Here is a 12183-nt window from a genome sequence, read left to right as displayed (position 1 = left end):
ATGCGTTCGGAGATATTTTGACTTTTACTTAACTTCTACTCAGTTTTAGAGAAAAAATGTTTCAATGTACTATGATGATTTAATAACGTTAGCAATAGCCTTTGGTTTAGGACTCTTAGTTGGTCTTCAACGCGAAAAAACAGATAACCATATGGCTGGTGTAAGAACCTTTACGCTTATTTCTTTACTAGGTGTAATGTCTGGTTTTTTAACTCGGGAATATGACAACCCGTTTATTCTTCCTGCTTTAGGATTAGCCATCGCCTTTATGCTAATGATGGCAAACTACATAAAACTCAAAAAACTAAATGAACCAGACATTGGTCAAACCACAGAGGTTGCTGCCCTTTTGATGTTTGCCCTTGGAGCGTATCTTGTTTTGGGGAGTCAGCTTATCGGTGTTTTGGTCGGTGCGTCTTTAGCAATCCTACTTTACGTCAAAGAACATTTGCATGGGTTTATAGATAAATTAAAACAAAAGGATTTATCTGCAATTATGACATTGGTGGGTATTAGCTTAGTTATTTTGCCAATCCTTCCTAATGAGACTTATGGGCCTTACGATGTCATTAATCCGAAAAACATTTGGTTAATGGTTACGCTTATTGTAGGGATAAGTGTTGTGGGGTATTTCATCTATAAATTTGTTGGCAAAAAAGTCGGCTTAATTTCTAATGGAATTTTAGGTGGACTTATAAGTAGTACTGCAACAACAGTTAGTTATGCCCGTAAAACAGCTGATAATACAAGTATCTCAAAACTTGCTGTTTTTGTTATTGTTACAGCCTCAGCCATCTCTTTTGTTAGAATCTTATTTGAGGTAGGTATAGTGATCCCAAACCATCTCGGTAAAATAGCTTTGCCTATTATTGCTGTTGTTCTTATAATGGCGTTAATATGTATTGTGTTGTTCTATTTAATAAATAAGCAAGACTCAGAAAATGATAAGATGCCTGAACCCGATAATCCTGCACAATTTAAAAGTGCTTTAATTTTTGGGTTTTTATATGCATTTATTTTATTAGCCGTTGCTTTTACAAAAGAAAAATTCGGCAATAGTGCTTTGTATGTCATTTCAATCATTAGTGGGCTAACAGATGTTGATGCCATTACGCTTTCTCTTTCACAACTGATTAAAGAGGGTAATTTAAAAGCCACGTTTGGATGGAAATTAATTCTTCTTGCTGGCTTATCCAATATTCTGTTTAAAGGTGTTATGGCGATTGTATTAGGAGCCAAAAATATTACGAAATGGATAGTGATTTCTTTTGGAATTACTATTATTTCTGGTTTATTGATAATTTGGTTATGGCCAGAAAGCTGGTATTTCTAGTATATGATTTTTATTACTTTTCTTCATTTTTTGGTTCATCCCTATTCATTTCCACCATATCGACTTGGTCGATTTCTTTACCTAAAAGATACTTGCTAAAGTAGTCTGCTTTCTTCCAAAAGAAATATTCTGTCATATTTCCATATCCATGGCGTTGGGTAGGAAAGAGGAAAAAGTCAAATCGTTTGTTGGCTTTTATAAGGGCATTAGCCATACGTATGGTTCCTGCAGGGTGAACATTGTTATCAATATCACCAGTGGTTAACATTAAATGACCTTTAAGATTACCCGCTAAAGATTGATTTTTATCAATCATATACTTATAGGTGATTTTACCATCGGCATCTTTTTCTTCTTTAATACCATGGTGTGTTTCACTCCACCAGCTATTATACACGGTATTGTCATGGTTTCCTGACGACGAAACGGCTACTTTAAAAAAGTCGGGATACACTAACATCGCAGCAGTTGACATAAACCCACCGCCCGAATGGCCAAAAATTCCAACTTTTTCAATATCAATAAAGTCGTATTTGTCCGCTAATTGCTCAGCTACATATTTTTTGTCGGCCAACCCATAATCCCGTAAATCGCCATAACCATAGGTGTGGTACCATTTAGATCGCGCAGGGTGACCTCCTCTATTACCTAAAGTAATAACAATAAAGCCAACCTGAGCCAATCGATCCGTTCTATTCATACGAGCAGAAAACGACTTATTTACAGCCTCAGTCTGTGGGCCTGGATACACATATTCAATTAATGGATATTTTTTGGTTTCGTCAAAATCAAATGGTTTGTACATTACCCCATAAATATCTGTAATACCGTCGTCAGCCTTGGCCTTAAATGGTTCTGGAAATTGATACCCTGTGGCCATTAATTGTGATAAATCAGCTTCCTCTAGACTCATAACCAATGAACCATTACTATTTCTTAGTTCAGATTTTGGTACAGTATTCACTCTTGAGAAATTACTAACGAAAAAAGATTTTGAATCAGAAACATTAACAGACGAATTAAAGTCTCCTGGATTCAAATTTTTAAAACCTGTTCCATTCAAATTGATTTTGTATAAGTGTGCATAATAAGGGTCTTCCTCTGTATTGACACCGTTAGCTGTAAAGTAAAGTGTTCTGCTATTTTCATCAATACCTTCAAATGAATCGATATGAAATTCTCCTTGAGTCACTTGCCGTTTTAAATTACCATTAGAATCGTATAAATAATAATGCCCCCAACCATCTCTTTCTGACCAAAACAAAATTTCAGATTCATTATTAAATAATCTTATTTGTTTGCCGCGTGTTTCAATGTATGTATTAAAACTTTCATTGATTAATGTAGTAACCTCACCTGTATTGATATCCGCTACATGAATATCTTGGCGCTTACGGTCGCGACTAATGGTATTAAAATAAATCTTTCCTTTCTTAGACAATAACATGGCGGGTTTGTGATCATCAGTATTGCTTTTTTTATATCTGTGCGCATAGAGCCCTAAACTTTGCTGAACTGAAGTGTCTAAAGCCACTTGAACAATTTCTTTTGAAGGGATTTTAAATATATGGATATAAGGTTTGTAAAACTCTTCTTCACCAGCCATGTGGTATTTGTAGGTTTCAATAGTTGGTCTGCCTTTTGCTGAGGAATTAATGACCCATAAATCTTTTATGTGGCGAGAATCAGTGCGCTGCTGAACAAAATATTGAGAATCATGAGACCATAAGCCAGAGACCACTTTTCTATCATCTTTTGTCTTTTCCTTCTCCGCATCTGTATCTCCTCGTCCTCCACGTCCGTAACTAAAATTTTCTACACCATCCTTTGTCCATTGGTGCTCAACAATTGTTGAGTCTTTTTCATCCTCTACCGCTTTAAGGAAATTTTCTTTGTCCATCCAGTACAAATTATGCTTTCTCGAAAACAGAACTATTGAACTGTCTGGTGCTACGTTTGCCCATCGGATACGCTTTTCATCATCTTTAGAATTGTCAATAACCCTAAGTCCATTTCCACCCAAACGGTACTCAAGGTAATACACCTTTTTCTCCATTTTAGGTTTTTTCTTTTTAGTGTCTTTTGTTTTGGTAGAATCAGTACTTTTCTTTTTATCATCGTCTTTGGCTTCTACCTCTTCACTAGATTTTACTCTAAACCTAATCGCTGTTTCATTATCTACAAATTCAAAATCAAACCGGGGTAAATGCTTAGCATCATAAGGGTCTTTTGTTATTTCAGTAAGCCACTTTGCCATTTTTGCATTATCAAAAAGCTTGCTTCTAGTCCTTCTGTCTGGATCGACAATATAATAGTTAGAGCCTTCCGTTGTTTTGTATTGATACCAAAACCGGTTACCTGTTTTAAGCCAATTTGGCCTTACGCTGGTAGAATGCACGAGTTTACCAAGTTGATTTGGTGAGAATCGGGCAGCTAGTCTGTAATTTGGTTCCGGATTTTGGTGCTCATCATTTTCTTGGGCATTTATCAATGATAGTGATAACAATAGTATAAGAAAGAATACTTTTTTCATGTTCGGCTGGTATAATTAATGATTTAAAGGTCACTAAAATAAATCTTATATTTTTTAATTGAATGGACATGAACTTATTTAACATTTTTTAATGAAGCATGCTTAAATAGTTAATTTTTGTATCTTCAAAACCTAATTTATTTTCATGGCTTGGTTTAGAAAAGACCCCCTACAAATCATCACTTTCCAAAGTTACGGTACACCAATCCATTTTTATACTCGCGGCAGAGCACTAGAAGATGAAGCTATAAATCTAGAGGACAAAGGGTTATTGAGTTTAATAGTTAATACATGGAAGCGATTTGAAACGGACGAAATCAAATATGTAGATCTCAATATTAAACTATCCAGCGGTAAAATACTTAAAACAAAAACTGATGACCATGGTTATTTTACAGTTGATGAATCTATTGAGGGTTTAGATAAGTTGACAAATTCTGAAGGGTGGTTGAGTTTTGAAGCCTCTTATAGTGATGTTAATATTAAAAGAACCATTCAGAATAATAATAGGTTTCCTGGAGAAGTCTTAATTCCTGCACTAGATTCAGACTTTGGGGTTATCAGCGATATAGACGATACCATTTTGCATACGGGGGTTGTTTCTTATTTAAAATGGCGCGTTATTTTCAATACAATTTTTAGACATGCCAAAAACCGCAGTCCTTTAAAAGGTGCTGCTGATTTTTATCACAAATTGCATCGAGGTAAATCTGGGGATAAAGCAAACCCCATTTTCTATGTAAGTCATAGCCCTTGGAACTTGTATAGGTATCTCGAATTGTTCTTAAAACAAAATGACTTCCCAAAAGGCCCAATACTTCTAAGAAGCTTTAAAACTATTTTTAAACGGAAGGAAGAAGGTGAAAAGCCTCAAAAACAGAAAGAGATTATTAATCTATTAAACACGTATCCCAACCTTTCATTTATTCTAATTGGTGATAGTGGGGAGCATGACCCAGATATATATATAGAAATAGCGGAAGCCTTTCCGAATAGAATTAAGGCCATTTATTTGAGAAGTGTAAAACACAAAAAGAAAATACTGCGGGTAAAAGACCTTTTAGGTAGTTTTAAATCAGTGCCAGCATTATTGGTGGAAAGTAGCGAACAAGCTATTGAACACGCTAGACAAAATGGGTTTATTATCTAAAAATTGAAAGTATTGGTTCGGTCATTGAGGCTCTCGAAATGACCACGATGTTTTTATATGGTAATAAATAAGGTCAATGTCGATAGTCTAGTATTCTCGAAGTGTTTTAAGTATATTATAATAGTGACTTCGAGAGCCTCAGTCACCATGTTCGGAAGCCTCTGCTACAATAAATGAACTAAAACAAGCCGTTAATCTCAGCATCAATTTTATTGATAATGCCACCGAGGTCTTCGGGATTGTCCACAAAATCTAACTTATCCACATCAATAATAAGCAAATTGCCCTTATTGTAACCATGTATCCAAGCTTCATAACGTTCATTGAGACGGCTTAAATAATCGATACTAATAGTGTTTTCGTAATCACGTCCACGTTTATGGATTTGAGATACTAAATTAGGTATAGAGCTTCTTAAGTAAATCAATAAATCTGGCCCTTTAACAAAGGACTCCATAAGTTCAAAAAGTGAGGAGTAGTTTTCAAAATCACGATTGGTCATTAAGCCCATGGCATGGAGGTTCGGAGCAAAAATATAGGCATCTTCATAGATGGTTCTATCTTGAATAATGTCCTTTCCGCTGTTTTGAATCTGATTGATTTGTCTAAAGCGACTGTTTAAAAAATACACCTGAAGGTTAAAACTCCAACGTTCCATTTGGTTGTAGAAATCATCCAAGTAAGGATTGTCTACCACGTCTTCTAACTGGGCTTCCCACTTGTAATGTTTTGCTAATAGTTTTGTAAGCGTCGTCTTTCCTGCGCCGATGTTTCCTGCAATGGCAACGTGCATATTTTATTGATTTTTTAGTTGATATCGACGTAGTAGTTCGCCGTCGTAAATATACAAGGTTTCATTGGTTACCAAAAACTGTTTTATTAACAAATTAGGATGATTTAGCTCTTTTAATTCAGCAGTTTCCTCATTGAAAATAGACAGCTGGTTTTCCTTTTTAAGGAATAAGGAGCCTTTTGTGAATCCGATTTCGGTATACCCTTCATTTTTTACCTTGGTAATTAAACTTCCGAAGTAATTATAGATATATAGAAAGTTTTCGGTTAGCATATAGCAATAATTGTAATTGCTTTTTAAATCTAAAACCTGGGATCGGACAGGTATGGTTTTTAGTTTCGTTTTTAAAATTAGGTAATCGAATAACTCTAGCTGCTGGGTATCTTGATTAAAAATCCAGATTGTGGAATCATAACCGGTAGAAACATGGGACACATTTCTAAAGGGCTCAATTTGATTAAAATCTAATTTTGAAATCTCCGCCAGTCTGTTATCCAGTAAAATAACCGTATTAAAATCCTTATAAAATACATTGATTTTTAATGGATTAAAGGGATTTGAAGATGTGATATCCCCTAACTGAAAATTAGAATAATTTAGAGATTGGGATGTGGTTCTTTTAATGAAACTATTGTCTTTTGTGGTGTAATAAAGGGTGCCAAAATTATCGATACCATTGATGGATTTTACATTTAATAACGTAGAATCAATACTTTTTAAAGTAATATTATCTTGTGCAGAAAGCAGGTTAGCCAATAAAAAAAATGAAAAAAACAACTGCTTCATAGTAAGGATGAAAGTACAAAAAACTTACTAAGTAATAACTCTTAGAACTACCGAATATTATTTAATGAAAGTTTAATGGCTATACAGTCAACTTATATCCAAAACCACGAACATTCAATATTTGGATAGAGTCATCCTTTTTTAATTTTTTTCGGAGTTTTGAAATAAAAACATCCATACTTCGAGCCGAGAAAAAATCATCATTTCCCCAAAGTTTATTCAAAATTACTGAGCGATCTAAAACACTATTTTTATTCTTTATTAAATGGAATAACAAGTGCGCTTCTCTATGGGTTAACTGCACGGATTCTTCGTCCTTATAAGTGAGTAATTGCTTTGGGAAATCAAAAACATAGTCTCCAATCTGTAATATCTTCGATGTCTTTTGGGTTTTAGAACGGTCAATAAGATTATGGATTCTTACAATCAGTTCTTCCATACTAAAAGGTTTTTTAAGATAATCGTTACCCCCAATAGAAAATCCTTCAACAACATCTTGTGTTTGTGATTTTGCAGTTAAAAAAATAATCGGAATGTCATCATCTTCCGTTCTGATGTCTTTAGCAACTGTAAAACCATCCTTTTTAGGCATCATCACATCTAACACCAAAACATCAGGTTTGTTTTGGTTATATTCTTTTAGAGCCTTTTCCCCATCAGAGCAGAGCGTCACCTCAAAATTTCTGGTCTCCAAACTTTCTTTTATAATTTGGCCGAGAGCAGCTTCATCTTCAGCAAGTAAAATTTTAATGGTATCAGACATTTGGAATGCTAATTTTAAATGAGGTTAAATTTTTTGATACGTCTAGAGTAATTTTACCACCATGTTTTTCTATTATAGCCTTAGTGTAATAAAGGCCAATGCCAAAGCCTTTAACATCATGGGTGTTGCCCTTTGGCACACGATAAAATTTTTCAAAAATCCGTTCTGTATTGGCCTTAGAAAGTACGTTACCACTATCTGAAATAGTAATATCTACCGTATTTTGCTTTGGAGAAATATCTAGCCATATTGTGTTTCCACCGTATTTAATGGCATTGTCTAGAATGTTATTTAAGGCATTCTCAAAGTGAAATACATCGACATTTATAGGGATTGCATCTCCCTTGAAGCTCGATTCAATAGTCCTTTCTGGATATTGTAACTTGTAGCGATTTACCAATGTCTCCATTAAAATGCCTATATCAACAGTTTCTCTTTTAAGATTAAGGTTTTCGCTATCTAGAGTTGCCGTTTCTAAAAGCTTTTCAACCATAACACTTAATTTGTTAAGTTGATTAGATGACATGTCCAAGTAATTCTTGGTTTTAGATTTGTCTTCAAGCGCATTGAAGTTTCTTAGACTCTCTAAAGCAACACCAATGGTAGCAATGGGTGTTTTAAACTCGTGCGTAATATTACTTATTAAATCGTTTTTAATCTCGGCCAGTTGCTTTTGTTCTTTAATGATTTTAAGCAAATAGAATAAACAACTAATCACTGCTAAAACAAGTAATGTTGAAATTAGGATTCCTCCAAGAATTCGTTTTAAAACGACTTTATTTTCATTAGCAAATTGAATTTTTAAAGCGCTTTTTTTAGGAAGCAACGTAGAATTAGAAAACGTTCTAATGGAATCATTTTTAATAGGTGCGTTTTGCTGTACCCAAATTTCACCGTCAATACCATCTATTTTAGGGAAGCTTTCAAAAAACTTTAGTTTGTAGCCTATATCAATATTTTTTCGTTGCAATTCAATAGCCACAAGACTGTCAATTTTATTAAGGTCTAATGTGTCGTTAGTTATTGAAACCAAAACTTTTGATGTCAATAACTCAAATTTAGCATCACTAAAAGCAATACTGTCTTTTAGCTTTAAGGCATGGATTTTAGTTTTAAAGGAATCTGAAGAGATCGGTTTGTTCTGTTCGTTATGAGCCTTCATCATCGAATCTGCACTCATGCCCTTAAATATAGTCACTCCTTCCATTTGTTCAATCTTGAGAGAATCTAGCCCTTTAAAAGAACCTGAATTTTCGTCGATATTTTCAAGGATTTTTGTGAGTTCACTGTTTTCATCAAATATGGCTTTTTGTTGATCTCCTTCTAATGAGAAACCAAGTGTGGTTTTAGTGGCTAAGCCTGCATAATAATCATCAACAGCTTTATCTAAACTGGTTTGTACATCGTTTATGAGTTGTTGTTTATTACTGAGGTAATTCTTATAATTCCAATAGATTTGTATGCTTATTGTTCCGATAATGACAAGAACAATAAAGTATAACATCCAGCGATATCTCTGTGCATTCATAGGTCAAATGTATGCCATAAATAATAGTATTACTAATCGGTTAACACACGTTAACGTTGGTTAACTTTAAAACAGAATGATCTTTTTCATATTTGTAGTCTACTAATCATTAAACAATATTATCATGAAGAATTCATTAATTATTTTAGCTTTATTTTTTATTTCAATCAGTTTTGCACAAGACAAAGTAGTCCACGAAAAAAGCTCTATTGAAAAAATAGAATTTACTAATGTCGCCATAGAAATTACTGTAGATAGTGCAAAGGATATTGAAGAAACGTTTACCGTTACGGACATCAAAGAAATGTTAGACGATACTAATCCTGGAGAAGACATTTCTTTTAAAATCATCTGTAACGGTGAAAAGATGTCGAACGGAAAAAAATCTCATATGTCCTACGCTATTGAAGGTAATACAGATAATAAAGAAGAGTTTTTAAAAAGTATAAATAAAATTAGACAATCAGCAATAAACTATTATAATAACAAAAACTAGATCAAAAAATGAACACAATTATTAGAGTAATGGTTTTGAGTTTGGCACTGGTATTTACCAGTGTCAATGCTCAAGATTTTCAAGGCATCGCCACTTACAAAACCAAACGTAGTGTTGATATTAAATTAGACAGTACAAGATTTAATTCCGATCAACAGAAAAAGATGATAGAGATGATGAAAAAGCAGTTTGAAAAAACCTTCGTCCTAACATTTAATAAATCAGAGTCCACATACAAAGAGGAGGAAAAGTTAGATAAACCTCAAGTGGGTATGGGTGGAGATTTTCAAGTAATGGCCATTGGTGGAGGTGGTGGAGGTGATATCTATTATAAGAATACCAAGGACAATAGATATGTAAATCAAACCGATACTTTCGGAAAAGTGTTTTTGGTAAAAGATAGTTTAGAACAGCGCCAGTGGAAGTTAGAACCAGAAACAAAATATATTGGTGAATACCTTTGTCATAAAGCGACATTTTTTGAAGAGGTTGAGGTGACTGAAATGAGAATGTCAGATGATGCTACAGATGAAGAAATGAAACCTAAGAAAACCAAGAGACCAAAAACCACTACAGTATGGTATACGCTACAAATACCTATTAACAATGGGCCATCTGATTATCAGGGCTTGCCTGGTTTAATCATGGAAGTGGATGATGGAGATCAAACCATATTATGTAGTCGTATTGTTTTAAACCCAGAGGACAAGGTGAATATAGAAGAGCCAACAAAAGGCAAAGAAGTTGACCAAGAAGAATATCGTGAAATCATGGATAAAAAAGCTAAGGAAATGATGGAACGTTATAGGCCACGCCCCGGTAGCCGTGATGGCGAAACCATTGAAATTCGTATTGGCGGTTAGATTAAAATGTGTTAATATTTTGGTAAACAAGGACATGTGTGTTTAAACTTTAATTAGGTTTGTTAAACAAATGAATTTAATTTTACAATCATGAAAGCATACATCTATCTCTTTAGTTTATTAACTCCGTTATTATTTTTATTGCCAAAGCCTGATACTAATAATGATTTTCAGGGCAAAGCAATCTATGTTTCAAAATCGACGATGGATTTAGGTAATTGGGGAGCAAGGTTAAGTGAGGCTCAGAAAAAGCAGGTGATGGCAAGGTTAAAAAACAGACTCGAAAAAACGTATGTGTTGACCTTTAATAAGGAAGAGTCCCTCTTTGAGGAAGAAGAAAAGTTAGATGCTATTTCAGGAGCAACCGATTCTTGGGGAAGTAATTTTTCAGCAGGGGATTCTTATAAAAATGTCAAAGACCGTCAATTGATTCAGCAGCAAGAATTTTACGGAAAACAATTTCTGGTTAAGGATGACCTCATGGATATAAAATGGGTGATGGGTGAGCAAACAAAGCAAATAGGTAAATATACCTGCTTTAAAGCGATGGCTATGATTCCTAATGAAGACTTAACCTGGTTCTCTTTCTCATGGGATAATTTAAGGAATAATAGTGATACTGGTGATGGGGAAGAGCAAGCTGAAGACAATTTGGTTCAGGTAGAAGCTTGGTATTCACCACAGATTCCTGTGAGTCATGGACCATCAGAATACTGGGGGTTACCAGGACTAATACTAGAGGTAAGTGCTGGGAACACAACAATGTTATGTTCTAAAATCATAATGAATCCAGAGTCAAAAGACGACATAGAAGCACCAGATAAAGGGAAGGAAATTACTAAAAGTGCCTATCAAGAAACTTTAGTAGAAAAGATGAAAGAATTTAGAGCCAATAGAATGGGAAGAAGCAGAGGTTAATTTCTTTAACAGTAGTTTAACGTTTAGGCATTTAACTTTTTAGGCTATTGGGAGTCTAACTTGCGGATGAAACTATTTTTTCATCAATAAAATATTGAAATAAACTACTAAAATTAAAAAAAATGATTTTTAAAAACCTTCTCGGATTTGCTCTTCTCTTTGTCGGTACATCAGTATTTGCGCAGGACTTCCAAGGGAAAGCCTATTATCAATCTAAAACAACCATGGATATGGGTGATTGGGGTGGACAACAAATGACTCCAGAACAGAAAAAACGGATTGAAGAACGTATGAAAGGGTTTTTAGAAAAAGAATACGTTCTTAATTTCAATAAGGCAGAATCCATTTACAAAGAAGAAGATAAGCTTGAAGCCCCTGGGGCCGGCGGAAGAGGTTTTGGTGGTTTTGGGTCAAGCCTTTCAGGCGGGCCAACGTACAAGAATGTAAAGACTAAAGAACTTATAAAAGATCAGGAATTTTTTGGTAAAGCCTTTTTAATTAAGGACGAATTAAAGTCTTTGGAATGGAAAATGGGAACCGAAACCAAACAAATTGGCCAATACACATGCTTTAAAGCGACTGCAACTAAAACAGTAGATGAGTTCGATTTTAGAAGTATGAGAAGAAGACAGCCAGAACCAGAAAAGAAGAAAAAAGAAAAAGATTCTAGTGATGTTAGTTCAGAATCTAACGATCCAATGAGTGAAATCGAAACTCCAAAAACTATAGAAGTCACGGCATGGTACACGCCACAAATTCCAATTAATCAAGGTCCAGATGACTATTGGGGATTACCTGGGTTGATTTTAGAAGTTAATGCTGACAGAACTACTATTTTATGTACTAAGATTATTATGAATCCTGATGAGAAGGATGATATTGAGCAGCCAAAAAAAGGGGAAGAAGTCACTCAAGCAGAATACAACGAAATTATTACCAAAAAAATGCAGGAAATGAGAGAGATGTATGGAGGGAGAAACCGAGGCAGACGTAACTAAACTTAAACTAGCACAACCAAAT

Annotated in this window: 11 protein-coding genes; 6 read left to right on the top strand and 5 right to left on the bottom strand. The window is 34.5% G+C overall.

Annotation, left to right across the window (positions count from 1 at the left end; all coding sequences use genetic code 11):
* Window positions 1-64: 64 nt before the first annotated feature.
* Window positions 65-1333, top strand: a complete 1269-nt coding sequence (locus ACFEMA_RS03665; protein WP_411766651.1) for an MgtC/SapB family protein — start codon at window positions 65-67, stop codon at window positions 1331-1333.
* 13 nt (window positions 1334-1346) lie between these two features.
* On the opposite strand, the gene ACFEMA_RS03660 is transcribed toward ACFEMA_RS03665, so the two are convergent.
* On the bottom strand, window positions 1347-3866 hold the full coding sequence (locus ACFEMA_RS03660; RefSeq protein WP_411766650.1) for a DPP IV N-terminal domain-containing protein: 2520 nt from the start codon (window positions 3864-3866) through the stop codon (window positions 1347-1349).
* A 145-nt stretch (window positions 3867-4011) separates the two neighbouring features.
* On the opposite strand from ACFEMA_RS03660, the gene ACFEMA_RS03655 reads away from it, so the two are divergent.
* Window positions 4012-5016, top strand: coding sequence for an App1 family protein (locus ACFEMA_RS03655; RefSeq protein WP_411766649.1), 1005 nt, complete (start codon window positions 4012-4014; stop codon window positions 5014-5016).
* Window positions 5017-5194: 178 nt separating this feature from the next.
* Here ACFEMA_RS03655 and ACFEMA_RS03650 read toward each other — a convergent pair whose 3' ends face one another.
* The 4 genes from ACFEMA_RS03650 to ACFEMA_RS03635 form a co-directional block, all read right to left on the bottom strand.
* Window positions 5195-5809, bottom strand: coding sequence for a deoxynucleoside kinase (locus tag ACFEMA_RS03650; RefSeq protein ID WP_411766648.1), 615 nt, complete (start codon window positions 5807-5809; stop codon window positions 5195-5197).
* 3 nt (window positions 5810-5812) lie between these two features.
* The gene (locus ACFEMA_RS03645; protein WP_411766647.1) at window positions 5813-6595 is read right to left on the bottom strand and encodes a hypothetical protein; all 783 of its coding nucleotides are present in this window, start codon (window positions 6593-6595) and stop codon (window positions 5813-5815) included.
* Window positions 6596-6674: 79 nt separating this feature from the next.
* On the bottom strand, window positions 6675-7358 hold the full coding sequence (locus tag ACFEMA_RS03640; protein ID WP_411766646.1) for a response regulator transcription factor: 684 nt from the start codon (window positions 7356-7358) through the stop codon (window positions 6675-6677).
* Entirely contained in the window at window positions 7351-8886 is a 1536-nt protein-coding gene (locus ACFEMA_RS03635; protein WP_411766645.1) for a sensor histidine kinase, read from the bottom strand. The genes ACFEMA_RS03640 and ACFEMA_RS03635 overlap by 8 nt, the downstream gene beginning before the upstream one ends.
* 124 nt (window positions 8887-9010) lie before the next feature.
* On the opposite strand from ACFEMA_RS03635, the gene ACFEMA_RS03630 reads away from it, so the two are divergent.
* From ACFEMA_RS03630 to ACFEMA_RS03615, 4 genes are all read left to right on the top strand, one after another.
* Window positions 9011-9382, top strand: a complete 372-nt coding sequence (locus tag ACFEMA_RS03630; protein WP_411766644.1) for a hypothetical protein — start codon at window positions 9011-9013, stop codon at window positions 9380-9382.
* Between the two features lie 8 nt (window positions 9383-9390).
* Window positions 9391-10245 carry a GLPGLI family protein gene (locus tag ACFEMA_RS03625; protein ID WP_411766643.1) on the top strand — a complete coding sequence of 285 codons (855 nt, stop codon included), beginning with the start codon at window positions 9391-9393 and terminating at the stop codon, window positions 10243-10245.
* 90 nt (window positions 10246-10335) lie between these two features.
* Window positions 10336-11163 (top strand): GLPGLI family protein, encoded by an 828-nt coding sequence (locus ACFEMA_RS03620; protein WP_411766642.1) that lies wholly within the window; start codon window positions 10336-10338, stop codon window positions 11161-11163.
* Window positions 11164-11285: 122 nt separating this feature from the next.
* The gene (locus tag ACFEMA_RS03615; protein WP_411766641.1) at window positions 11286-12161 is read left to right on the top strand and encodes a GLPGLI family protein; all 876 of its coding nucleotides are present in this window, start codon (window positions 11286-11288) and stop codon (window positions 12159-12161) included.
* Window positions 12162-12183 lie beyond the last annotated feature (22 nt).

Source organism: Winogradskyella sp. A3E31 (genome assembly GCF_046720935.1).
Lineage (GTDB): Bacteria > Bacteroidota > Bacteroidia > Flavobacteriales > Flavobacteriaceae > Winogradskyella.
Note: the sequence above shows the minus strand (reverse complement) of the source record. Positions and strands in the feature narration are given on the sequence as shown.